This is a genomic window from Blastococcus sp. SYSU DS1021 (assembly GCF_054050995.1).
Map to the genome: position 1 here is coordinate 20,864 of NZ_JBJHAL010000019.1, position 21,835 is coordinate 42,698.

General features: G+C 74.6%; 24 protein-coding genes. 13 read left to right on the forward strand and 11 right to left on the reverse strand.

What is annotated here, in order from left to right; translation table 11 throughout:
* Nucleotides 1-35: 35 nt before the first annotated feature.
* From ACI8AP_RS14545 to ACI8AP_RS14555, 3 genes are read left to right on the forward strand one after another with little or no spacing between them, the layout of a single operon-like run.
* Complete coding sequence (locus ACI8AP_RS14545) at nt 36-1,391, forward strand: MFS transporter (RefSeq protein ID WP_456590067.1); 1,356 nt, start codon at nt 36-38, stop codon at nt 1,389-1,391.
* Complete coding sequence (locus ACI8AP_RS14550; RefSeq protein WP_456590068.1) at nt 1,379-1,771, forward strand: FKBP-type peptidyl-prolyl cis-trans isomerase; 393 nt, start codon at nt 1,379-1,381, stop codon at nt 1,769-1,771. The genes ACI8AP_RS14545 and ACI8AP_RS14550 overlap by 13 nt, the downstream gene beginning before the upstream one ends.
* A 41-nt stretch (nt 1,772-1,812) precedes the next feature.
* Nucleotides 1,813-2,517, forward strand: coding sequence for a DsbA family oxidoreductase (locus tag ACI8AP_RS14555; RefSeq protein WP_456590069.1), 705 nt, complete (start codon nt 1,813-1,815; stop codon nt 2,515-2,517).
* On the opposite strand, the gene ACI8AP_RS14560 is transcribed toward ACI8AP_RS14555, so the two are convergent.
* From ACI8AP_RS14560 to ACI8AP_RS14570, 3 genes are all read right to left on the reverse strand, one after another.
* Nucleotides 2,502-3,464 carry an NAD(P)H-dependent flavin oxidoreductase gene (locus ACI8AP_RS14560; RefSeq protein ID WP_456590070.1) on the reverse strand — a complete coding sequence of 321 codons (963 nt, stop codon included), beginning with the start codon at nt 3,462-3,464 and terminating at the stop codon, nt 2,502-2,504. The two genes, ACI8AP_RS14555 and ACI8AP_RS14560, sit on opposite strands and share 16 nt — an antisense overlap.
* Before the next feature lie 31 nt (nt 3,465-3,495).
* Nucleotides 3,496-3,738 (reverse strand): acyl carrier protein, encoded by a 243-nt coding sequence (locus ACI8AP_RS14565; protein WP_456590071.1) that lies wholly within the window; start codon nt 3,736-3,738, stop codon nt 3,496-3,498.
* A 68-nt stretch (nt 3,739-3,806) separates the two neighbouring features.
* A complete protein-coding gene (locus ACI8AP_RS14570; protein WP_456590072.1) occupies nt 3,807-4,025 on the reverse strand; it encodes a hypothetical protein in 219 nt (72 codons plus the stop codon).
* 73 nt (nt 4,026-4,098) lie between these two features.
* Between ACI8AP_RS14570 and ACI8AP_RS14575 the strand changes: the two genes are divergently transcribed.
* Together ACI8AP_RS14575 and ACI8AP_RS14580 are read left to right on the forward strand one after the other, a co-directional pair.
* Nucleotides 4,099-4,428, forward strand: coding sequence for an ArsR/SmtB family transcription factor (locus tag ACI8AP_RS14575; RefSeq protein WP_456590073.1), 330 nt, complete (start codon nt 4,099-4,101; stop codon nt 4,426-4,428).
* Nucleotides 4,425-4,961 carry an SRPBCC family protein gene (locus ACI8AP_RS14580; RefSeq protein ID WP_456590074.1) on the forward strand — a complete coding sequence of 179 codons (537 nt, stop codon included), beginning with the start codon at nt 4,425-4,427 and terminating at the stop codon, nt 4,959-4,961. Before ACI8AP_RS14575 ends, ACI8AP_RS14580 begins: the two co-directional genes overlap by 4 nt.
* Here the strand turns inward: ACI8AP_RS14580 and ACI8AP_RS14585 are convergent.
* Nucleotides 4,937-6,112: an NADH:flavin oxidoreductase/NADH oxidase gene (locus tag ACI8AP_RS14585; protein ID WP_456590075.1), complete on the reverse strand. Its 1,176-nt coding sequence runs from the start codon at nt 6,110-6,112 to the stop codon at nt 4,937-4,939. The genes ACI8AP_RS14580 and ACI8AP_RS14585 overlap by 25 nt on opposite strands.
* A 200-nt stretch (nt 6,113-6,312) precedes the next feature.
* Between ACI8AP_RS14585 and ACI8AP_RS14590 the strand changes: the two genes are divergently transcribed.
* The 4 genes from ACI8AP_RS14590 (at nt 6,313) to ACI8AP_RS14605 (ending at nt 11,445) form a co-directional block, all read left to right on the forward strand.
* Nucleotides 6,313-8,127, forward strand: coding sequence for a phosphoenolpyruvate carboxykinase (GTP) (locus ACI8AP_RS14590; RefSeq protein ID WP_456590076.1), 1,815 nt, complete (start codon nt 6,313-6,315; stop codon nt 8,125-8,127).
* A gap of 173 nt (nt 8,128-8,300) precedes the next feature.
* Entirely contained in the window at nt 8,301-9,515 is a 1,215-nt protein-coding gene (locus tag ACI8AP_RS14595) for an MFS transporter (RefSeq protein ID WP_456590077.1), read from the forward strand.
* Between the two features lie 11 nt (nt 9,516-9,526).
* Nucleotides 9,527-10,780, forward strand: a complete 1,254-nt coding sequence (locus ACI8AP_RS14600; RefSeq protein WP_456590078.1) for an alpha/beta fold hydrolase — start codon at nt 9,527-9,529, stop codon at nt 10,778-10,780.
* Entirely contained in the window at nt 10,777-11,445 is a 669-nt protein-coding gene (locus ACI8AP_RS14605; RefSeq protein WP_456590079.1) for an acVLRF1 family peptidyl-tRNA hydrolase, read from the forward strand. The genes ACI8AP_RS14600 and ACI8AP_RS14605 overlap by 4 nt, the downstream gene beginning before the upstream one ends.
* A 147-nt stretch (nt 11,446-11,592) precedes the next feature.
* Here the strand turns inward: ACI8AP_RS14605 and ACI8AP_RS14610 are convergent, their stop codons facing one another.
* A complete protein-coding gene (locus ACI8AP_RS14610; RefSeq protein WP_456590080.1) occupies nt 11,593-12,603 on the reverse strand; it encodes a zinc-binding dehydrogenase in 1,011 nt (336 codons plus the stop codon).
* Nucleotides 12,604-12,786: 183 nt separating this feature from the next.
* On the opposite strand from ACI8AP_RS14610, the gene ACI8AP_RS14615 reads away from it, so the two are divergent.
* Nucleotides 12,787-15,258, forward strand: coding sequence for a transglycosylase domain-containing protein (locus ACI8AP_RS14615; protein WP_456590081.1), 2,472 nt, complete (start codon nt 12,787-12,789; stop codon nt 15,256-15,258).
* On the opposite strand, the gene ACI8AP_RS14620 is transcribed toward ACI8AP_RS14615, so the two are convergent.
* Together ACI8AP_RS14620 and ACI8AP_RS14625 are read right to left on the reverse strand one after the other, a co-directional pair.
* On the reverse strand, nt 15,199-16,086 hold the full coding sequence (locus tag ACI8AP_RS14620) for a YhjD/YihY/BrkB family envelope integrity protein (RefSeq protein WP_456590082.1): 888 nt from the start codon (nt 16,084-16,086) through the stop codon (nt 15,199-15,201). The two genes, ACI8AP_RS14615 and ACI8AP_RS14620, sit on opposite strands and share 60 nt — an antisense overlap.
* 11 nt (nt 16,087-16,097) lie before the next feature.
* Nucleotides 16,098-16,271 (reverse strand): hypothetical protein, encoded by a 174-nt coding sequence (locus ACI8AP_RS14625; RefSeq protein WP_456590083.1) that lies wholly within the window; start codon nt 16,269-16,271, stop codon nt 16,098-16,100.
* Nucleotides 16,272-16,647: 376 nt separating this feature from the next.
* Between ACI8AP_RS14625 and ACI8AP_RS14630 the strand changes: the two genes are divergently transcribed.
* On the forward strand, nt 16,648-17,727 hold the full coding sequence (locus tag ACI8AP_RS14630; protein WP_456590084.1) for a C40 family peptidase: 1,080 nt from the start codon (nt 16,648-16,650) through the stop codon (nt 17,725-17,727).
* Here the strand turns inward: ACI8AP_RS14630 and ACI8AP_RS14635 are convergent.
* Nucleotides 17,697-18,263 (reverse strand): hypothetical protein, encoded by a 567-nt coding sequence (locus tag ACI8AP_RS14635; protein WP_456590085.1) that lies wholly within the window; start codon nt 18,261-18,263, stop codon nt 17,697-17,699. The genes ACI8AP_RS14630 and ACI8AP_RS14635 overlap by 31 nt on opposite strands.
* A 112-nt stretch (nt 18,264-18,375) precedes the next feature.
* On the opposite strand from ACI8AP_RS14635, the gene ACI8AP_RS14640 reads away from it, so the two are divergent.
* A complete protein-coding gene (locus ACI8AP_RS14640; protein WP_456590086.1) occupies nt 18,376-18,699 on the forward strand; it encodes a DUF3817 domain-containing protein in 324 nt (107 codons plus the stop codon).
* A 35-nt stretch (nt 18,700-18,734) separates the two neighbouring features.
* A complete protein-coding gene (locus tag ACI8AP_RS14645) occupies nt 18,735-20,057 on the forward strand; it encodes a serine hydrolase domain-containing protein (protein ID WP_456590087.1) in 1,323 nt (440 codons plus the stop codon).
* Nucleotides 20,058-20,128: 71 nt separating this feature from the next.
* Here the strand turns inward: ACI8AP_RS14645 and ACI8AP_RS14650 are convergent, their stop codons facing one another.
* From ACI8AP_RS14650 to ACI8AP_RS14660, 3 genes are read right to left on the reverse strand one after another with little or no spacing between them, the layout of a single operon-like run.
* A complete protein-coding gene (locus ACI8AP_RS14650) occupies nt 20,129-20,749 on the reverse strand; it encodes a pyridoxamine 5'-phosphate oxidase family protein (RefSeq protein WP_456590088.1) in 621 nt (206 codons plus the stop codon).
* Between the two features lie 12 nt (nt 20,750-20,761).
* A complete protein-coding gene (locus tag ACI8AP_RS14655; protein WP_456590089.1) occupies nt 20,762-21,280 on the reverse strand; it encodes a hypothetical protein in 519 nt (172 codons plus the stop codon).
* Nucleotides 21,281-21,339: 59 nt separating this feature from the next.
* Nucleotides 21,340-21,819: an Lrp/AsnC family transcriptional regulator gene (locus ACI8AP_RS14660; RefSeq protein WP_456590090.1), complete on the reverse strand. Its 480-nt coding sequence runs from the start codon at nt 21,817-21,819 to the stop codon at nt 21,340-21,342.
* Nucleotides 21,820-21,835: the final 16 nt, after the last annotated feature.

Here is a 21,835-nt window from a genome sequence, read left to right on the forward strand (position 1 = left end):
CGTCCAGGATGGGCCCCGACCCCGGGAGGTGACCTGTGACGCTGCCGCGCGCCCTGGCGCCGCTCCGGCACACCTCCTACCGGTTGCTGGCGGCTGCGATGGCGCTGTCGCTGCTCACCCAGGGGCTGTGGGCGATCGCCATGGTCTGGCAGGTCCTCGGCCTCGACGGTGGCCCGGGGGCGTTGTCCCTGGTCGCCGCGCTCAGCTCCGGCGGCATGCTGGTGACGACGCTGCTCGGCGGGGCGCTGGCCGACCGGGTACCCCAGCGGCGGCTGCTGCTGGTCGTCGCGCTGCTGCAGGGCGGCGCGGTCTCCGTGGCGGCCGCGCTGTCGCTCACCGGCGTGCTCGAGCTGTGGCAGCTCGCGCTGGTCTCGCTCGTCGATGGCGTCGCCCTGGGGATGTTCTACCCCGCCTACTCGGCGCTGGTGCCCGCCCTCGTGCCCGAGGAGGACCTGCTCGCGGTCAACGGGCTGGAGGGCGCGGTCCGCCCCGTGCTGGGCCAGGCGGCCGGGCCCGCGGCGGCCGGCTTCCTCGTCGCCGCGTGGTCCCCGGGCGCGGCGCTGGCGGTCACCGCCGCGACCGCCTTCCTCGCCGCCGCCTTCCTGTGGGCCCTGCCCAGCACCCCGGTGCGCCGCCCGCCGGCGGGCGACGGCGACCCGCGGCCCGGCCTGCTCGCCGACGTCCGCGAGGGCGTGCGCTACATGGTCGCCACCCCGTGGCTGCTCGCGACGCTGCTGTTCGCCGCCTTCATGCTGCTGGCCTTCATCGGCCCGTTCGAGGTGCTCGTCCCGTTCGCCATCGCCGACGCCGGCGGCGGGGCCCGCCAGCACGCCTGGGTGCTGGTCGCCTTCGGCTTCGGCGGGGCGCTGGGCTCGCTGCTGGTCGCCTCGTGGCGGCTGCCGCGCCGCTACCTGACGGTGATGACCCTGCTGTGGGGGCTGGGCTGCATCCCGCTGGTCGCGTTCGGCTTCACCACCGACCTCGTCGTCATGCTCGCGGCGGCGGCCGTGGTCGGCGGCACCTCGCAGGCCGGCATGGTCATCTGGGGCACGCTGCTGCAGCGCCGGGTGCCGGGCGAGCTGCTGGGGCGGGTCTCCAGCCTCGACTTCTTCGTCTCGCTGAGCCTCATGCCGCTGTCCATGGCGCTCGCGGCGCCGCTGGCCGAGCTGGTCGGGCGCTCCGGTGCCTTCCTGGTGGCCGGTCTCGCCCCGCCGGTGTTCGCCGTCGTCGCCATCTGGGCCGCGCGCCTCCCCGCCGACGAGATCGCCCACCCCCTCGACGTCGGCGCCCCGACGGCCGCGGAGGAGCCGCCCGGCCCGGCCGCTGCTTGGATGGGGGGTGACGACGCCGGGACAGCCCCGGCGCGGGAGGGAGAACCGTGGCCGAGCTGACCCGACCGGACGTCGAGCCGCCCACCGGGCCGGCGCCCGACGACCTGGTGATCGAGGACCTCGTCGTCGGCGACGGCCCCGAGGCCAAGGCCGGCGACCTGGTGAGCTGCCACTACGTCGGCGTCACCCACGAGGGTGGCGAGCAGTTCGACGCCTCCTGGGACCGGGGCGACCCGCTGGAGTTCCGCGTGGGCGTCGGCATGGTCATCCAGGGCTGGGACGAGGGCATCGTCGGCATGAAGGTCGGCGGCCGCCGCCGGCTCACCATCCCGCCGCACAAGGCCTACGGCGACCGCGGCGCCGGCGGCGTGATCAAGCCCGGCGCCACGCTGGTCTTCGTCGTCGACCTCGTCGGCATCCGCTCCTTCACCGGCGGCTGACCCGGCGGAAGGATCGAGGCGGCGACGACGTTGGGCCAGGCATGCAGGTAGAGGTCTGGTCCGACGTCGTGTGCCCGTGGTGCTACATCGGGAAGCGCCGGCTGGAGTCCGCGCTGGAGAAGTTCCCGCACCGCGACCAGGTCGAGGTCGTGTGGCGCTCCTTCCAGCTCGACCCGAGCGTCCCCGAGGGCGAGACGCACCCCACGCTCCCGGCGCTGGCGCGCAAGTACGGCACGACCGTCGAGCAGATGCGCGAGAACATGGCGCAGGTCGAGCAGGTCGCGGCCGGTGAGGGGCTGGAGTACCACCTCGCCGACGCCGTCAGCGGCAACACCCTGCTGGCCCACGAGCTGCTGCACCTGGCCGCCGAGCACGGCAAGCGCAACGAGCTCAAGGAGCTCCTGCTGCACGCCTACTTCGAGGAGGGCCGGCCGGTCTTCGACGTCGACTCGCTCGTCCCGTTCGGGGTGCAGGTCGGGCTGGACGAGGCCGAGATCCGGGAGGCGCTGACCGACCGCCGCTACCTCGCCGCCGTCCGGCAGGAGGGCGCCACCGCGCAGGCCCTGGGCGCCACGGGCGTGCCGTTCTTCGTCGTCGACCGGAAGTACGGGGCCGCGGGCGCCCAGCCGGCCGAGCTGCTGCTGCAGGTGCTGGAGCGGGCCTGGGCCGACGCCCACCCGCTGGTCACCGTGCCGGCCGCCGAGGGCTGCACCGACGACGGCTGCGCCGTTCAGCCCAGTAGCTGACCGACCGCGCGCAGCGCCTGCTCGGCTCCGGTGTCCAGCTCACGGACGACGTCGGTGGCCGAGCGCTCGGCGGTGACCAGGCCGACGGCCTCCCCGGCGTAGACCGGCGCGGTCGCCGGGTCCCCGGTGCGCCGGCCGTCCACCACGGACTGCCGGGCCTCGGCGTCGTGCACCAGTTCCTCCTCGCGGCCGTGCCAGACCCGGGAGAAGTCGTTGACCAGCGCCCGCCCGGGCCAGCGCTCCGGCCAGGCGAGCCCCTCCGCGACGTCGAAGGCGCGGGTCAGCACGGTCTCCTCGCCGGTCGCCTGCCGCACCCGCTCCCGTGCGGCGGCGGAGTTCAGCCCCTCCGTGCAGGACAGCAGAGCCGTCCCGATCCACACGCCCGCCGCGCCGGCGGCAAGGGCGGCGGCCATCCCGCGGCCGGTCGCGATGCCGCCGGCGGCGACCACCGGGCGATCGGTGAGGGGGAGTACCTCCTGCAGCAGCGGGAGCAGGCCGCGGTGCCCGGTGTGGCCGCCCGCCTCGGTGCCCTGCGCGACCAGAACGTCGACGCCGGCGTCGAGCGCGCCTCGCGCGTCGGCGACGGTGTTGACCTGGGCGCAGACGGCGATCCCGGCATCGTGCAGCGCCGGCACGTAGGGGGCCGGGTCGCCGAAGGAGACCGACACCAGGGCCGGCCGCGCGGCGACCGTCGCCGCGAGCAGGTCGGGCCGGTCGGCGAGCGCCCAGGCCATCAGCCCGACGCCGAACGGCAGCCCGTCGGCGCGCGGGATCGCGCACTGCTCGGCGAGGAAGTCGGCGCTGTGCTTCGCGCTGATCCCGATCATCCCGAGCCCGCCGGCGCGGGACACCGCGGCAGCGAGCCCCCCACCAGCCACGCCGGCCATCGGGGCCCCGATGACCGGCGTGGTGAGGGAGAAGCGGCGGGTCAATGCGGTCGTGAGCACCTGCCCATCGTCTCGCTGACCCACAGCGGAGTCACTGGGTGGCGGGGCCGCCCTGCTCGGTGCCCTGCAGGCGGCCGAGGAACTCGTGGCAGCGCTTCGCGCGCTGGGAGTCCTGCTCCATGACCTCGCGGAAGAACGCCGCGACGTCGTCCAGGCCGGCGTTCTCGGCGTCCCGGACGTACTGGCCGTAGTCGTGCCCGGCCTTGAGCGAGTGGTACTGGACGGAGACGAGGTCGTAGAAGACGTCCTCGAAGCCGGTCTCACCGGTGGCCATCGGTCCTCCTCGGTTCAGGTGTGTGGGACGAGGCCGCCCTACCCCGGAAGAACCGGTTCGTCACACGGTCAGGCCGGCGGGGTCCCGCCGAACGCGCCTCCGGTGACGTCGCTGCCGCCCGCCTCGTCCTCCAGGTTCTGGCTGGTGGGCAGCTCGTCCTCGCCGCTCGACGTCGCGTCGTCCCCGGCCGAGGCGAGGTCGGCGCCCTCGCCGTAGGCGCCCGGATCGGCCTGCAGGGTCCGGGGGTCGTTGAGCGGATCGGGGTTGTCGGGATCGGTGACGGTCATGGACGCCTCCTTTCCCGGGGCGCCGTGCGCCAACCCCTCGACCGATACGTAACACATGTGTTACTCATTGGGCGTGGAGGCGCTCCAGGCACTGGCGGACCCGACGCGGCGCGAGCTGATCGCGCTGCTGGCCGGCGGGGAGCGGACGGCGGGGGAGCTGGCGGCGCCGTTCCCGGTCAGCCGCCCCGCGATCAGCCGGCACCTGCGCGTCCTCCGCGAGAGCGGGCTGGTCCGGGTGCGGGCCGAGGGGCGGGAGCGCCGCTACGCGCTCGACCCCGGGCCGCTGCGCGAGCTCGACGAGTGGCTGGAGCCCTACCGCGACCTGTGGGCGCACCGACTGGACGCCCTGGACACCGAGATCGCCCGCGGCCGGCGGGCGCGCAGGGACGGAGGACCGACATGACCCCACGCGGCAGCGACACCGATCTGGAGACCCGGCGCGGCGTCGTCACCACCGAGCCGGACGGCCGGCAGCGGCTGGAGTTCCGCCGCAGCTGGCCCGACCCGATCGAGGACGTCTGGGCAGCGCTCACCGAGCCCGTCCGCCTGGCCCGCTGGATCGGCACCTACGAGGGCGAGCGCGGCCCCGGTGGCACGGGCACCTTCACGATGACGCACGAGGACGAACCGGTCGGGGAGCCGATGGCGATCGTCGAGTGCGACCCGCCGCGCCGGCTGGTCGTGCAGTGGACCCAGGAGCAGGACGGCCTCGGCGTCTGGCGCATCGACCTGGACCTGTTCGTGGAGGGCGATCGGACCGTCCTCCGCTTCGTGCAGTTCTTCGCCGCCGGCCTCGACGTCACCGACTTCGCGATGGGCTGGCACTGGTACCTCGACAAGCTCGATGCCGAACTCGGCGGCCGCCCGGCCCCGGGCGACTGGGCGGCCTTCCTCGCCGAGACCGGTCCGGGCTACGGGCGACCCGCCGGGGCCTGATCGGTCACCTGGACCGGGTCCGGGCCGGTCCACGGGCCAAGCCGGCCCAGCAGGCGCCCCCGCGAGGCGAGCCGGGGGCCTGCCTGCACCGGGTAGGCGTCGTAGCCGTCGGTGAGGTCCCGGGCGGCGTGCACGGCGAAGTTCGGGTCGTCCTGCGCCTCGCGCGCCACCGCGACCAGGTCCGCGGCGCCGCCGGCGACGATCGCCTCGGCCTGCCGGGCGTCGACGACCAGCCCCACGGCCATCGTCGGGATGTCGGCCTGCTCACGGATCGCCGCGGCGTAGGGCACCTGGTAGCCGTAGCCGATCGGGTGCTCCCAGCCCCCGCCGATGCCGCCGCCGGAGACGTCGACGGCGTCCACCCCGCGGGTGCGCAGCTCCCGGGCGAAGGCCACCGTGTCCTCGATCGTCAGCCCGTCGCCGGAGCCGTCGACGGCGGAGACCCGCACCAGCAGCGGCTTGCCGGCGGGCCAGGCGGCGCGCACCGCGTCCACCACCTCGAGCGGGAACCGCATCCGCGCCTCGCGGGAGCCCCCGTACGAGTCGTCGCGCCGGTTGGTGAGCGGGGAGAGGAACTGGTGCAGCAGGTAGCCGTGCGCGGCGTGCACCTCCACGACGTCGAACCCGGCGGCGTCGGCCCGTCGGGCGGCGGCGGCGAACGCGTCCCGCACCCCCGCCAGCTCCACCTCGGAGAGCGCGTGCGGCACCGGCCATCCGTCCCCGGCCGGCACGGCGGACGCCGAGACGGTCGGCCACGGGGCCTCGCCCGGGCGGGCGTCGTCCTCGGTCACCGGCCCCGAGCCCTCCCACGGCCGGCGGCTGCTGGCCTTGGCGCCGGCGTGCGCCAGCTGGATGCCTGCCGCCGTCCCCTCGGCGTGCAGGAAGTCGACCACCCGGGCCAGCCCGGGTGCGTGGTCGTCGGACCACAGGCCGACGTCGCCGTGGCTGATCCGCCCCTCCGGGGTCACCGCGGTGGCCTCCACGACCACCAGCCCGAAGCCGCCCAGGGCGAACCGCCCGAGGTGCACGAGGTGGTAGTCGCCGACCCGGCCGTCGGTCACCGAGTACTGGCACATCGGGGCCACGGCGAGGCGATTGCGGAGCGTCACGTCGCGGAGACGGAGCGGCGAGAGAAGCGCGGGAGAGCTCACGAAGTGTGGCGAACACCGCCTCCCACCAGCCTGTTCCGAGCTGAGCGGTAGACGTCCTATACGTAACATTTGTCTCGTTACGGGCGCATGTCTGCGCTTGTACGCTGACCCGATCCGCACGGCCGTCCCGCGGCCGCGGCACGTAGGGCACCACCGTCGGAGCGGGAGTCCGCCCCGGCGACGCAGAGGATGGAGACGCCGTGACCACCGTGGCCACCCCAGGTCTGGAGAACGCCCCCACGACGCACGCCCGGCTGCTGGCCTGGGTGCGCGAGATGGCGGAGCTGACGACGCCGGACCAGGTGGTCTGGGTCGACGGCACCGACGAGGAGTGGGAGCGGCTCACCCGCAAGCTCGTCGACGCCGGCACCTTCACGCCGCTGGAGAAGAAGCCCAACTCGTTCTGGTGCGCCAGCGACCCCAGCGACGTCGCGCGCGTCGAGGACCGCACCTTCATCTGCTCGGTCGACGAGGCCGACGCGGGGCCCACCAACAACTGGATGGCCCCGGACGAGATGAAGTCGATCATGACCGAGCTGTACCGCGGGTGCATGCGCGGTCGGACGATGTACGTGATCCCCTTCTGCATGGGCCCGGTCGAGGCCGAGAACCCGATGTTCGGCGTCGAGCTCACCGACTCCGAGTACGTCGTCGTCTCCATGCGGGTGATGGCCCGCATCGGCAGCCGCATCCTCGAGGCGATGGGCTCCGACCGGCCGTTCGTGCCGGCGATGCACTCCCTCGGCGCCCCGCTGGAGCCGGGGCAGGCCGACGTCCCGTGGCCGTGCAGCGACACCAAGTACATCGTGCACTTCCCCGAGGAGCGGGCCATCTGGTCCTACGGCTCCGGCTACGGCGGCAACGCGCTGCTGGGCAAGAAGTGCTACTCGCTGCGGATCGCCTCGGTCATGGCCCGCGACGAGGGCTGGCTGGCCGAGCACATGCTGATCCTCAAGCTCACCAACCCGCAGCAGAAGACCTACTACATCGCCGCCGCCTTCCCCTCGGCCTGCGGGAAGACCAACCTGGCGATGCTCGAGCCGACCATCCCCGGCTGGAAGGTCGAGACCCTGGGCGACGACATCGCCTGGATGCGCTTCGGCGAGGACGGGCGCCTCTACGCCCTCAACCCCGAGTTCGGCCTCTTCGGCGTCGCGCCCGGCACCGGCTGGGACACCAACCCCAACGCCATGCGCACGATCGACAAGGGCAACTCGGTCTTCACCAACGTCGCCCTCACCGACGACGGCGACATCTGGTGGGAGGGGATGACCGACGAGCCGCCGGCCCACCTGACCGACTGGAAGGGCCGGGACTGGACGCCGGAGTCCGGCGAGCTCTCGTCGCACCCCAACTCGCGGTTCTGCACCCCGATCACCCAGTGCCCGATCCTGGCGCCGGAGTACGAGGACCCCAAGGGTGTGCCGATCTCGGCGATCCTCTTCGGCGGCCGCCGCAAGACCACGATCCCGCTGGTCACCGAGGCCCGGGACTGGAACCACGGCGTGTTCATGGGCGCGACGCTCTCCTCGGAGACCACCGCCGCCGCGACCGGCGCCGTCGGCGTCGTCCGCCGCGACCCGTTCGCCATGCTGCCGTTCATCGGCTACAACGCCGGTGACTACTTCGGCCACTGGGTCGAGACCGGCAAGCAGCACGACGCCAGCAAGCTGCCGAAGATCTTCTACGTCAACTGGTTCCGCCGGGACGCCGACGGCGGCTTCCTGTGGCCGGGCTTCGGCGAGAACAGCCGCGTGCTCAAGTGGGTCATCGAGCGCCTCGAGGGCACCGCGGCCGCCGTCGAGACCCCCGTTGGCCACGTGCCGACGGCGGACTCCCTCGACGTCTCCGGCCTGGACATGACCACCGAGCAGGTCGAGCAGGCCCTCGCGGTGAAGCCGGAGGAGTGGCGCGAGGAGATCCCGCAGATCACCGAGTGGTTCGAGAAGTTCGGCGACAAGCTCCCCAGCACCATGTGGGACGAGCTGGAGATCCTCAAGAGCCGCCTGGCGTAAGCCCGGCAGAGGCAGGGCCCGGAACCGCAGCGTCGCGGTTCCGGGCCCTCGCCGTTCCCGCCCAGCGCGCCCAGGCCCCGGTCGTCTGCGTCTGGGGCGTCGTCGCGGCACCGTGTGCCACGGTCGGTTAGCGTGGCGTGGCCCCCTTCCTGCTCCCGGAGGCATCCCCGCCCGTGGCAAATCCGTACCTGCAGGTGCTCCGGACCCCGCATGCCCTGCCCATGGTCCTGTCGGCCTTCATCGGCCGGTTGCCGCTGTCGATGGTGGGGCTGGGCAGCGTCCTGCTCGTGGCGTCGGAGACCGGCTCCTACGGCCTGGGCGGCGCGGTCGCTGCGGTGGGCGCGGTGACGACGGCCATCGCCGGTCCGCTGCTCGGCCGCTGGGCCGACACCCACGGCCAGCGCCGGGTGCTGCTGCCGGTGCTGGTCGTCTTCGTCCTCTCCGGCCTGGTCTTCCTGTTCTCCGTGCGGGAGGCCTGGCCGCTCTGGATCGTCTTCACCTCCGCGGGGCTGGCCGGTGCCTGCATCCCGCCGGTCTCCTCGATGATCCGTGTCCGCTGGACCCATCTGCTGCGCGGGAGCCACCGGCTGCCCACGGCGCTGGCGATGGAGTCCGTCGTCGACGAGTTCGTCTTCATCATCGGCCCGGTGCTGGTCACGTTCCTCTCGACGACGGGCCACGCCACCTCCGGTGTCGTCACGGCGTTCACCCTCGCCACCGTGGGCAGCCTGCTGTTCGCCGCGCAGCGCCGCACCGAGCCCGAACCGCACGGGCACGCCAGCCGGCAGGGGCCCTCGGCGATCCGCACCACCGGCCTGCGCGTGCTCTTCGTGGTCGGCGCGGCGGTGGGGGCGATCCTCGGCACCCTGGAGATCGCGCTGGTGGCGTTCGCCGACGAGCGGGGCGCCATGTCGATGTCCGGCGTCCTCATCGCGGGGCTGGCGCTCGGCTCGATGGCCAGCGGCATCGGCTGGGGCATGGTCCACTGGCGCGTCCCGCTGCGGCGGCGGCTGGTCGTCGCCCTCGCGGTGCTGACGGTGCTCGTCGTCCCGCTCACGCTGATCCAGGACGTGTGGCTGATGGTCCCGTTCGTGATCGTCGCCGGCGTCGCGGTCTCGCCGTCGCTGATCAGCTCCTTCACCCTCGCTGAACTGTTGGTGCCGCGCGCCGCGGTCACCGAGGCGTTCACCTGGATCGGGACCGCGCTGGGCCTGGGCGTGGCCCTCGGGGCGTCCGTGGCGGGCAAGCTCGTCGACGTCGCGGGCGCGAACACGGCGTTCCTGGTGGCCATCGTCGCGGCCGCGGTCGCGGCCGTCGTCGTCGCGCTCTTCCAGCGGCTGCTGCACGTCCCCGCCGAGCACGTCGCCGAGCCCGCGCTCGCCGGCTGACCGGGCTTTCCGTGCCGGAGTACACGCTCCCCGGCGCGCACGTGCGCGACCGGGCGGTGACGGTGCCGCTGCGGTGGGGCGGCGACGACGGCGCGACGATCTCGGTGTTCGTCCGCGAGCTCGTCCACCCCGACAGGCGCGCCGACGACCTGCCCCTCCTGCTCTTCCTGCAGGGCGGCCCGGGCGGCAAGTCGCCGCGACCGACCCGTGGTGGCTGGATCGAGCGCGCGCTCCGCGACTTCCGGGTCGTCCTCCTCGACCAGCGCGGCACCGGGCGCAGCTCGCGCATCACCGGCGCGACGATCGGCCGGTTCCCCGACGCCGGCGCGGCCGCCCGCCACCTGCTGGCGTTCCGGGCGGACTCGATCGTGGCCGATGCCGAGCACGTGCGGGCCACCCTCTACGGCGGCCGGCCGTGGACCACCCTGGGCCAGAGCTACGGCGGCTTCGTCACCCTGACCTATCTCTCGCGCGCGCCCGAGGGCCTCACCCGCTGCCTGGTCACCGGAGGGCTGCCGGGCCTGCGCGCCGACGCCCGCGAGGTCTACCGGCGCACCTATCCCCGCGTCGCCGCGCGCACCCGCCGGCTCTACGAGCGGTTTCCCGACGACGTCGCGCAGGTCGCCGCCGTCGCCGACCGGCTGGCCGCCGCACCCGCGGTCCTGCCCGACGGCGACCGGCTCACCGTGCGCCGCCTGCAGACCGTCGGTCAGGCGCTGGGCATGCGGGACGGCGCCACGGAGCTGCACTGGCTGTTCGAGGAGGCGTTCGACGGCGACGGCGAGCTGTCCGACACCTTCCTCGACCAGGTGGCCCGGCGGACCTCCTACCGGGACGACCCGCTCTACGCGGCGCTGCACGAGAGCATCTACGCGCAGGGGCCCGGCCCGGTCGGATGGGCGGCGCAGGACGAGCGGGGGCCGGAGTTCGACGGCGCCCGCCGCCCGCTGCCGTTCACCGGCGAGATGGTCTACCCGTGGATGTTCGAGGAGATCGCGTCGCTGCGGCCGTTCGCGCCGGCCGTGCACGCACTGGCCGAGCTGGAGGAGTTCCCCGCCCTCTACGACCCGGCGCGGCTGGCCGCCAACGAGGTGCCGGTCGACGCCGCCGTCTACTTCGACGACATGTACGTCGACGCCGGCCTGTCGCTGGAGACGGCCGAGGCGGTCGGCAACGTGCGCACCTGGGTGACCAACGAGCACGAGCACGACGGCCTGCGCGTGGGCGACGTGCTCGACCGGCTGCTCACCCTGCGGTCCCGGTGACCCGCCCGCGGCCCGCCGCCGGGGGCGGCCGGCGGCTGGGGGTGGCGCCCGAGCGGCTGGGTCGCTGGCTGGACGGCGTCGCCACCCGGCACGGCGCCTTCACCGCGGTGGAGCCGGCCGACGACGGGCTGCGGATCACCTGCGCCGACACGACGAGCGTGGTCCTGCGCGCCCCGTTCGGCTGGGTGCCCGAGCCGCCGCTGCTGGGCAGCTTCACCGCCGCCGCCGGTCGGCCCCGGCGCGCCGCGGTGCTGCTGGTGCGCCGCGGCCGGTGGGCGGTCGGCGTCTTCGACGGCGACCAGCTGGTCGTCTCCAAGGTCGACGCGCGGCAGGTTCAGGGCCGGACGGCGGCCGGCGGCTGGTCGCAGCAGCGGTTCGCCCGCCGCCGCGCCCACCAGACCGACGCCGTCGTCGACCACGCGGTCGAGACCGCCGCCCGGGTCCTGCTGCCGCACGCCGACGGGCTGGCGGCGTTGTTCACCGGGGGCGACCGGGGGCTCGTCGACGACGTGCTCGCCGGCCCCCGGCTCCGCGCGTTGGCCGCGCTGCGTCGGGAGCCCGCCCTGGAGGTGGGCGAGCCGACCAAGGTGGTGCTGCTGGAGACACCCAAGCAGTTCCGCGCGGTGCAGGTGGTCATCCGCGAGCCGTCTCCGCCCCTGGGTTGAGCCGGACCGCCGGACGTCTGGCCGCGCCGTGACCCGGCTGGACGTGCGTCGGAGCGGCTGGACCCGGCTGGTGCACGTGCCCGAGCTCATGGGCCGGCTCCCCGGCCGCTGACAGGTGGACTCGTCCGTCCGACTGCTGAGCCGTGCTCAGGGCGTGATGACCAGCCGGATGGGGTCGCCCTGCTTGTGCGCCAGCCGCTCCACGCCCTCAGCGGCGTCGGCGAGGGACAGCGTGCCGGAGATCGACCGCGACAGGTCCAGCCGGTGGTGGCGGATCAGGTTCACCAGCTCGACCACGTGGGCGGGCTCGGAGCCGTAGTGGCCCAGGATCCGCTGGCCGAAGTAGCTGAACTGGGTGCCGTTGCGGATCTCCAGCGGCTGGTCGGTGAGGCCCACCAGCACCAGGGCGCCGTCGCGCTCCAGGCAGCGCACGGCCTGCTCGCGCACCGGCGCCACCCCGGCGAAGTCGAAGGCGAACGCCAGCCCGGCGCCGCCGGTCAGCTCGCGGACGCGGGCGGCGATGTCCTCGGCCGGGTCCAGCGCGAGGTCCGCGCCGAAGTCCAGCGCCCGCTGCCGGGCGGCCGGCACCGGGTCGACGGCGACGATCGGGGCGGCCCCGGCCAGGCGCAGCAGCTGCACCGCGTGCGCGCCGAGGCCGCCGATGCCCCAGACGCCGACGGGCTGGGCGGCCCGCACCTGCGCCGTCCGCACGATCGAGGCCCACGGCGTCGACACCGCGTCGGGCACGATGCACGCCTGCTCGAACGGGAGGTCGTCGGGGATGGGCACGACCGTGTCCGCGGTGGCCAGCGCGTACTGCGCCCAGCCGCCGTCGTAGTCGACGCCGCGGGTGTGCACCCAGCCGTCCTTCTCCTCCCCGGCCTGCAGCAGCACCCGCTGGCCCTCGGCCAGTCCGCTCACCCCGTCACCCAGGTCGGCGACGGTGCCGGCCACCTCGTGGCCGAGGGTCACCTCGTCGCCGGCGAGGAACAGCGGGGACAGCTGCCCCTCGATGAGGTGGACGTCGGAGAGGCAGATGCCGGCCGCGGCGACCCGGATCAGCACCTCGCCGGGGCCGGGCGTCGGCTTGGGCACCTCCTTGACCACGAAGTCACGGGTGCGCACGTTCAGCCGGCCGGCCAGCATCGAATCAGGCATGCCCCCATCCAACGCCGTGGGCACCGCGCCGACGAACCGGGCCCGGCCCGCGACCGGAGGAGCCGGTGGGGCGGGCGGGTCCCCGGTGACGGACGGGACGGTTCCGGTGGCCGTACCCCCGCGCGGGTGGTTGTCATCGGTGATCTTCCCTGCTGAGCTGGGCTTTCTGTCGTGGGGAGGGTCATGGAGTCGCGCACGGGGACCGGTCGCACCCTGCTCACGCTGGCGGGCGCCATCCTGCTGGCCGGGGTACTGCTGGCCGGGTTGCTGCTGCCGTGGGTCGGCGGGCCGGCCCTGGCCGCGCAGAGCTCCTCGGCTCTGCTGGGCGAGCCGCCGGAGGAGTTCTCCGTCGAGGTGCCGGCCCGCAACAGCGTGATGCTCGCGGCCAACGGCGAGGTGATCACCTCGTTCTACCGGGAGAACCGCGACCCGGTGACGTTCGACCGGATCGCCGAGGTGATGCGGCAGGCGCTGGTGGCCGTGGAGGACGCGCGCTTCTACGACCACGGCGGTCTGGACGTGCAGGGCACAGCGCGTGCTCTGGTCACCAACATCGCCGCCGGGGAGGTGGAGGAAGGCGGGTCCACGCTGACCCAGCAGCTGGTGAAGCAGACCCTGCTGCAGTCCGCGCGGACCCCGGCCGACCGCGACGCCGCCATCGAGAAGACCTTCGGCCGCAAGCTGCGCGAGGCCCGGCTGGCGCTGGCGATGGAGTCCACCTACAGCAAGGACGAGCTGCTCACCCGCTACCTGAACATCGTCTACTTCGGGCGCAATGCCTACGGCGTGCAGCCCGCGGCCCAGGCCTTCTTCGGCGTCGACGCCGCCGAGCTGACCCTGCCCCAGGCGGCCCTGTTGGCCGGCCTGGTGCAGAGCCCGTCCGACCACGACCCGTTCACCGACCCCGAGGGCGCGACCGTCCGGCGCAACCAGGTGCTGGCCCGTATGGCCGAGCAGGGCTACATCAGCCCGGAGCAGCAGGCCGAGGCCGAGGCCGCCCCGCTCGACCTGGCTCCCGCTCCCGCACCGCGCCGCGGCTGCGTCGAGGCGTCCGTGGGCGCCTACGTCTGCGACTTCGTCCAGCGGTACCTGATCGAGGAGCTCGGGCTCACCCAGGACGATCTCGAGCGCAACGGCTACGTCGTCCAGACCACGCTGGACGCCGACCTGCAGCGCGCCGGCGACGCCGCCGTGCTGGCCAACCAGCCGCTGGAGAGCTCGCTGGCGGCCACCTTCACCGCGGTGGAGCCGGGCACCGGCCACCTGCTGGCGATGAGCGTCAACCGCATCTTCGGCCACGACGAGCACGACGAGCGGCAGGAGTCGGTCAACCTCAACGCGCTGCCCAGCCGGGGCGCCGGGTCCACGTACAAGGTGTTCGTGGCGGCCGCCGCGCTGGCCCGCGGCTACTCGACCGAGTACACGCTGACCGCCCCCAACCCGTACTACTCGCGCGTCTACCAGGCCGACGGCGGGCCCTACCGGGTTCGGAACGCCGGGAGCTACCGGGCCTCGCTGGACCTCACGACCGCGCTCTACCAGTCCTCCAACACCTACTTCCTGGCCCTCGAGGACGCCCTCGGCAGCGTCGAGGAGCCGGTGCGCATGGCCGAGCGCATGGGTCTCTACGCCCACGGCCCCCGGGGCCTGGCGCAGCGCACGATCGACGAGAACAACGGCTCGTTCGCCTTCGGCCCCGACGCGACGAGCCCGCTGGGGCTGGCCAGCGCCTACTCGACGCTCGCGGCCTCGGGCACCCGGTGCGACGTCGTCCCGGTCACCGGGCTGCTCGACCGGAACGGGGAGCCCGTCCTGGGTGCGGACGGCGAGCCGCTCGTGGACGGCGACCGCTGCACCCCCGAGGCGATCCCGTCCGGGGTGGCGAACACGCTCAACCAGATGCTGCGCAAGGACGTCGAGCCGGGCTACGGCGGCCAGACCGGCCGGCGGGCGTACGTGCCGGGCCACCAGATCGCGGGGAAGACCGGCACCACCCAGGACAACGTCTCGGTGGCGTTCGTCGGGTACACCCCGGAGATCGCCGCCAGCGTGATGGTGTTCAACCCCAAGGAGGCCGAGGACGTCGGCGGCTTCGGGGGCGGCAAGGGCGCCACCATCTGGCACGACGCCATGGCGCCGGTGCTCGGCGCCCGGGGCAGCAGCGACTTCCCGCCCGCGGATCCCGCGGTGGTGCGGGGCAACACGATCCGGGTGCCGTCCTGCGGTGATCCGTTCGCCTGCCAGGAGGTGCTCGGCGACGCCGGTTTCCTCGACGTCGTGGTGCGGGTGGACAGCGACCTGGCCGACGGAGAGCTCGTGGGCACGAGTCCGCCGGCCGGCGGCCGGGCGGTGCGAGGGCAGGTCGTCTCGATCCTGGTGAGCAACGGCTCCCGCTACGTGCCGCCGCCCCCGCCCCCGCCCGCTCCCGAGCCGGTGCCGGCGCCCCCGCCGTCCACGTCCCCGCCGTCCACGTCCCCGCCGTCCACGTCCCCGCCGTCCACGTCCCCGCCGTCCACGCCCCCGCCGTCCACGCCGCCGGTCGTGGCGGAGCCGGACACCGGGACCGGCGGATCCCCGCCCCCGGACGAGCCGACGCTAGGCGAGACCGGGACCTGGCTCGACCGGTCCCCCTACCGGTCCCCGCCGCGGCGCTGACCGCCGCTCCAGCTGCTCGTCGAGCTCCTGGGTGGCCAGCCAGCCGAGCAGCACCACCAGGTGCAGGAGGAACAGCCACACGCCGAGCGCCGCGACCCCACCGACGACGTCGATGTCGCCGAACGGCGCGCCCAGGTCCAGCGGCAGCGCCAGGAACAGCACGAAGCCCTGCAGGAAGCCGGACAGGCAGGCGGCGGTGAACAGCGCGCCCACCATCAGCGCCGGCCACCGCACGCGGCCTCCCCCGACGACCCGGAACCCCCAGGCCAGCGGCAGGGTGAGGGCGGCCAGTACCGCGTAGTAGCCGAGGGCCACCTGCCCGACGACGGCGGCCACCCCGCCGCGGTCGGCGAGGTCGGCCATCTGCCCGGCCGCCAGCAGCAGCGGGTACAGCAGCACCGGGGTGATCAGCAGCAGCGGCAGAGCGGCCAGCCTGCCGCGCCAGCCGGTCATCCCCTCGTGCCGGGAGCCGAAGCGCAGCAGCGCGCGCCGGAGACCCTCGCCGTAGAAGGACATGGGCAGCAGCGCCAGCAGCGCGCCGAGCGGGTCCAGGCCCGTGCCGGCGTCGACCAGGCGGGTCACGGCGGTCGGTGCGTCGAGCGCGCCGGGCAGCAGCTCGGCCAGCCGCTCGCCGAGGGCGTGCACCCGCTCGGGGGAGGTGAGCCAGGAGGTCAGACCGAACGCCAGCAGCAGCAGCGGCACGACGGCGATGCCGGCGTAGAAGGTGAGCCCCGCGGCGATCAGCATGAGGTCGCGTCCCCGCAGCCGGGCGCGTACGCCCCGGGCCAGGTCGCGCAGCCAGGCGACGGCCCGGGAGAACCAGCCCACGCGTGGCGGGTTCAGTCGGTGCCGGTGTTGGAGCCGGTCTCCTCGCAGCTGGCGTCGTGCGGGTTGTCCGCCTGCTCACCGCTGGCGTCGCAGTTCGTCTCCCCGCGCTGGATGTCGGTGTTGTCGCCGCAGGCGACCAGCGACCCGGCGAGCGCGAGCAGCAGGAGGGGCTTCCGGATGTCCATCCACCGATAGTGGTCCCGCGGAGCCGTGCCGAAACGGACCCCGGTGGGGCGTCTACCGCCCCTGCGGAGCGAACGCGCAGGTGGCTGGGACGGCTGTGACAGGACGCGCAGGAGAACTACACGAATGTCGTTCCGGGCATTGTCACGACCGGGTCACGCCGCCTACGGTGAGTGTGTCCGTCGGGGCTTTCTGTCACTACCGAGTGACCTCCGCCGGGCGCCGTCGAGCGAACCGGGCACCCGCACAGGCGCGGGTGCCGGCCAGGCAACGCTGCGGCACGCAGGTGGGACGGACCCCTCCGTCCCGGCGTGCCCGCGCGTGCCCGGCCGGGCCCCCGGCAGGCGGCCGTGGATGAGATCGGAGAGCCGCCGCACCATGGCGACCCCCCTGCGCACGCCCGCTCGCCGCCGCACCGCCGGACGGGTGGGGCTGGCCCTGGCCGGCACCGTCGGCATCCTCCTCGCCACGGTCCCGGCAGCCGCGGATCCCGGCTCCCCCGCAACCTCGGCCGAGGCCGCCCGGCTGGTCGCCGAGCGCGGCCACCAGCTCGAGGTCGTCACCGAGCGGTTCAACGAGGCGCGCGACGCGCTGACGGGCCAGCAGGCGGCCGCGGAGGCCGCGGCCGCACAGCTGGCGCAGGCCACCGCCGACCTCGCCCGCGCCCAGGAGGCGGTCCGCGGCATCGCGCGCAGCGCCTGGACCGGTGAGGGGCTGGGCTCCTTCCAGGCGCTGCTCACCAGCAGCTCGGCCGACGAGTTCGTCACCCGCGTGGCCACGCTGGAGACGATCTCCGGCCACCAGGGTGTCGTCCTCGCCCGCGCCGCCGAGGCCAACGTGGCCGCCGCGCAGGCCCAGGCCACCGCGCACGAGGCCGCGGTCCAGGCGCAGGCCGCCTACGACGCCGTCGCCGGGCAGCAGGCCGACCTGCAGGCGCAGGTCGACGAGTTCCGCGCGCAGTTCGACCAGCTCAGCGCCCAGGAGCGCCAGGCGGTGGCCCAGGCCCACCACGCCGAGGAGCGCGGCACCGAGTCGCAGCGGGCCAGCCGCGACGACCGGGAGCCCACTGCGCCGGCGCCGTCCGCGCCCGTGGTGGCCGACAGCGAGGCGGCGCAGATCGCCGTGGACACCGCCATGGCCCAGCGTGGGAAGCCCTACGTGTGGGCGGCCACCGGGCCCAGCGCCTTCGACTGCTCGGGGCTCACCTCCTACGCCTACCGGGCGGCCGGCATCTCGCTACCGCGCGCCAGCCGGAACCAGGCAGCCACCGGCCAGTCGGTCTCCCGCGACCAGCTGCGCCCGGGTGACCTCGTGTTCTTCTACAGCCCGGTCAGCCACGTGGGCATCTACATCGGCGACGGCCAGATGGTGCATGCGCCCACGTCGGGCGACGTCGTCAAGGTGGCGAGCATCGACTCGATGGGCGGCTACAGCGGGGCCCGGCGCATCGCCGGCTGATCGTGCCGGGTGACCTGCTGCAGCAGGCCCCACACGAAGACCGCGCGCACCCCGCCGGGGAGGCGCACCTCCGCGCGGGTCGGCACCCCCGGGTCGAGGCCGCGCGCACCCGGCAGCCCGACGACGTCGTCGAGCACGTGCTCCCACACCAGCAGCCGGTGCGGGCGGGCCGCCGGCACCGGTGAGCCCGGCGCGCGGGCGAGCTGCTCGTGGAGCACCGCGCCACCGGGCCCGCTGACCACCTCCCACCACAGGTGCGGCCACAGCGGCAGCGGCCAGCGCCGCACCTGGATGTCGAGGTCGCCGACGCGGCGGTCCTCCAGCTCCTCGGGCGGGCCGAGGACCGCGGAGCGCAGGGCCAGCCCGCGGGGTGCCCGGCGCGAGTGCTGCAGCGCCTGCCAGCGGGTGTGCGCCGCGTGCGCCTCCGCCCGGGTCGCGCCCAGCCGCGGCAGCGCCGCGGCGGTGAGATCGGGGCGGAGATCGGCCATCCGGCGCAGCAGCACCAGGCAGAACTCCCGCCGGGCCAGTCCGCGCACGACGCCGACCCTGCCACCGCGGCCGGTGCCGCGTACGTCACACCCGGCGCGGGGACCCCGCGCCCCGCCCGGTCGTTGACGACCGCAGAGCCCGCCGACCCGAGGACGTCCGTTGAACCCGCGCAGCGTCACCACCGCCTTCCGCCTCGTCGCCATCGCCGAGGCGATCACCTGGGTCGGCCTGCTGGCCGGGATGTTCGTCAAGTGGGTGCTGCAGACCTCCGAGGTCGGCGTGCAGGTGTTCGGGCCCATCCACGGCGGGGTCTTCGTCGTCTACGTCCTCGTCGCGCTCGTCACGGCCCGGGTGCTGCGCTGGTCGCTGCCCACCACGGTCCTCGCCCTCGCCGCGTCGGTGCCGCCGCTGGCCACGGTCTGGTTCGAGCGGTGGGCCACCCGCTCCGGTGCGCTGCCCACGCGGGACGCACTGACCGCCTGATCACGCGCCGGGTGCCGGTCGCTACGGTCGCCGGCATGCCCGAGCCCGTCCTCCCCGGCACCGCCCGACTCCTGCTCGCCCGCACCGCCCGGGTCCAGCGCGACGGCCGGGCCCCCGGCCTGGTCGCGGGCGTCGTCCGCGACGGCGGCCTGGCCTGGTCGGCCGGCCGCGGCGAGGTGCCCGGCCCGCACACCGACGTCCAGTACCGGCTCGGGTCGATCAGCAAGACGGTGACGGCGGTCGTGGTCATGCGGCTGCGCGACGAGGGCCGGCTGGGGCTGGACGACCCGCTGGAGCGGCACCTGCCCGGGACGCCGCTCGGCGACCGTACGGTCGGCCAGCTGCTCTCCCACCTCGCCGGCGCCTCGGCCGAGAGCCCCGGCGGCTGGTGGGAGCGCACCCAGGGTGGCTCCCTCGACGACCTGGGCCTGGCGGAGACCGACGTCGTCCTCGGCGCCGCGCGGCGGTTCCACTACTCCAACCTCGGTTTCGGCCTGCTCGGTGAGCTCGTCACCCGGCTGCGCGGCCGCAGCTGGGACGACGCCGTCACCGCCGAGGTGCTCGCCCCGCTCGGCATGGCCCGCACCACGCCGAGACCGGTCGCGCCGGCCGCCGAGGGCCGTGCGGTGCATCCGTGGGCCGACGTCGTGCTGCCCGAGCCCGAGCACCACGCCGGCGTGATGGCCGCCGCGGGGCAGCTGTGGGCGACGCTGACCGATCTGGGCCGGTTCGCCGCGTTCCTGCTCGGCGACACCGGCGACGTGCTCGACCCGGCGACGCTGGAGGAGATGACGGTGCCCGCCGGCGTGGACTCCTCCGCGCCGGGCTGGTCGGCCTACGGGCTGGGCGTGCAGGTGCTGCGCGTGGACGGGCGGACGCTGGTCGGGCACGGCGGCTCGATGCCCGGCTTCCTCGCCGGGGTGTTCGTCGACCGGGAGGAGCAGGCGGGCGCGGTGTCGCTGGCCAACACCACCAGCGGCCTCGATCCGCTGGTGTTCGGGCTCCTGGCCGACCTGCGTGCCGCCGAGCCGCGCATCGTCGAGCCGTGGGCACCCGCGCCGTCGCCGGTGCCGCTGGAGGACCTCGGCATCTGGTTCTGGGGCCCTGCCCCCTACGTCCTCCGGTCGGTCGCCGGCGGCCTGCTGCACCTGGGCCCGCTGCCCGGGCGGTCCGGCCGGGCGAGCCGGTTCGCCCCGGCGGCCGACGGCACCTGGCGCGGGCTGGACGGCTACTTCGCCGGGGAGACGCTGCGCATCGCCGCCGACCACCTGGACCTGGACACGTTCGTCTTCACCCGCACGCCCTACGACCCGGCCGCCCCGGTGCCGGGGGGCGTCGACGAGCGCGGCTGGCGCTGACCGGGCATAGGAAGCCATGCCTACGGTTCTGGTCCAGAATTCGTAGGTAGAGCTTCCTATGCCCGGGGGGATCAGCCGGTCGGGTAGAGGCCCGCCGTGTACTGCTCCCCGTAGTAGCGCTCGATGTCCTCCAGCCGCTCGCCGCGGCGCTCGAGGGCCTGCGCGATCCGGGGCCGGGACGGCACGTCGTGGGCTCCCCAGGTGTCCGGTTCCCAGAGCCCGGAGCGGAGGAACGCCTTGGCGCAGTGGTGGAACACCTGCTCGACCTCGACGACCATGGCCAGCACCGGGCGGTGCCCCTGCACCACCATGCGCCCGAGCAGCACGTCGTCGCGGACGAGGCGGGCCCGTCCGTTGATCCGGAGGGTGTCGCCCCGCCCTGGCAGCAGGTAGACCAGGCCGACGTGCGGGTTGGCCAGGATGTTGCGGAAGCCGTCCGCGCGGCGGTTGCCGGCCCGCTCGGGGATCGCGATGGTCCGGTCGTCGAGGACGAGCGTGAAGCCGGGCGGGTCACCCTTCGGCGAGACGTCGCACGTGCCGTCCGCCGCGCTGGTCGCGACCAGGCAGAAGGGTGAGGCGGCCAGCCACTGCCGGTCGAACTCGTGCAGCGCCGTGCGTTCCTTGGCCACGGCGGCGGGGGCCGGCTCCCCGAGGAGGGCGCGCAGCTCTGCCTCGGTCGTGATCTCCTCCACGACCGGACCCTGTCACGGGCGGTCGAAGGCGTCGATGGTGTTCTTGACGACGAGGCCGTACGCCAGGTGCGGCACCAGGTCGCTGAGCCAGTCCGTCGTCGACCACGTGCGGGGGTCGGTGACGCCGAGCACCGTCATCGGCCCGTTCCCCGCGACCATCGCGCCCAGCGCGGTCAGCAGCGTGCCGACCGGCTTCGACGACAGCAGGCCCGACGCCCGGGCCAGCCCGCCGACCACGCCCACCCCGACGCCGGCCACGATGCCCGTCATCGGGCCGAGTCCCTGGAGGCGGTTCTGCCGGGTCTGGTCGTCGCCGGGGATGGGCACGTGCGCCGTCTCCGCGAGCTTCTCGACGGTCTGCTCGGGGGTGGAGCTGCTGCCGCGGCCGCGCACCACCATGTCCAGGTACGTGACGGCGTTCAGCGCGGTGGTGCCTGCCGCGCCGGCGGCCGCTCCCCGCAGCGCCCAGCCCAGCGTGCTGATGCCGCGCTTGCCCTTGCCCGCCACGCCGAACGGGGTCTTCTTCGTCATGTGGCGCCCGGTACCCGCACGTCAGGGCGGCACACCGGCGGGCCGCCGGTACCGGCGGATCAGCCGGGCGGGGGGCCGGCGGCGCGGCGCAGCAGCGGGCCCACGCGCCGCTCCAGGAACCGGCGCATGGCGAGCGCGGTGTCCACCCGCTGGACGCCGGGGATGGCCAGGACCGCCTCGGTGATCCGCCACAAGTGGTCGGCGTCGGTCGCCACCACGTGCACCAGCAGGTCCGTGGCGCCCGACAGGCCGGTCACCTCGAGGACCTCCGGCAGGGCGGCCAGTGCGTCGCTGACCTCGGCCAGCCCGCGCTGCGCCACCTGCACCGACATGTAGGCGGCCAGCCGGTGGCCCAGCGCCTCCGGGCGGACCCGCTGGTCCAGCGGGCCGAGTACCCCGTTGCTCTCCAGCCGGGCCAGCCGGGCCTGCACCGTGTTCCGGGCCAGGCCCAGCCGTTGCGACAACGCCATGACGCTCGCCCGCGGGTCCTCGGTGAGCGCGAGCAGCAGCCGAGCATCGGTGGCATCGATCTCGGGCACGCTGCGCAGTCTGACA

Bases quoted from the DNA above. Each gene is read 5' to 3' on its own strand.
- ACI8AP_RS14565 (WP_456590071.1), bottom strand. From the start codon at position 3,738: ATGGCCACCGGTGAGACCGGCTTCGAGGACGTCTTCTACGACCTCGTC.
- ACI8AP_RS14630 (WP_456590084.1), top strand. From the start codon at position 16,648: ATGGCGACCCCCCTGCGCACGCCCGCTCGCCGCCGCACCGCCGGACGG.
- ACI8AP_RS14580 (WP_456590074.1), top strand. From the start codon at position 4,425: ATGACCCCACGCGGCAGCGACACCGATCTGGAGACCCGGCGCGGCGTC.
- ACI8AP_RS14655 (WP_456590089.1), bottom strand. From the start codon at position 21,280: ATGACGAAGAAGACCCCGTTCGGCGTGGCGGGCAAGGGCAAGCGCGGC.
- ACI8AP_RS14570 (WP_456590072.1), bottom strand. From the start codon at position 4,025: ATGACCGTCACCGATCCCGACAACCCCGATCCGCTCAACGACCCCCGG.
- ACI8AP_RS14645 (WP_456590087.1), top strand. From the start codon at position 18,735: ATGCCCGAGCCCGTCCTCCCCGGCACCGCCCGACTCCTGCTCGCCCGC.
- ACI8AP_RS14615 (WP_456590081.1), top strand. From the start codon at position 12,787: ATGGAGTCGCGCACGGGGACCGGTCGCACCCTGCTCACGCTGGCGGGC.
- ACI8AP_RS14625 (WP_456590083.1), bottom strand. From the start codon at position 16,271: ATGGACATCCGGAAGCCCCTCCTGCTGCTCGCGCTCGCCGGGTCGCTG.
- ACI8AP_RS14610 (WP_456590080.1), bottom strand. From the start codon at position 12,603: ATGCCTGATTCGATGCTGGCCGGCCGGCTGAACGTGCGCACCCGTGAC.
- ACI8AP_RS14555 (WP_456590069.1), top strand. From the start codon at position 1,813: ATGCAGGTAGAGGTCTGGTCCGACGTCGTGTGCCCGTGGTGCTACATC.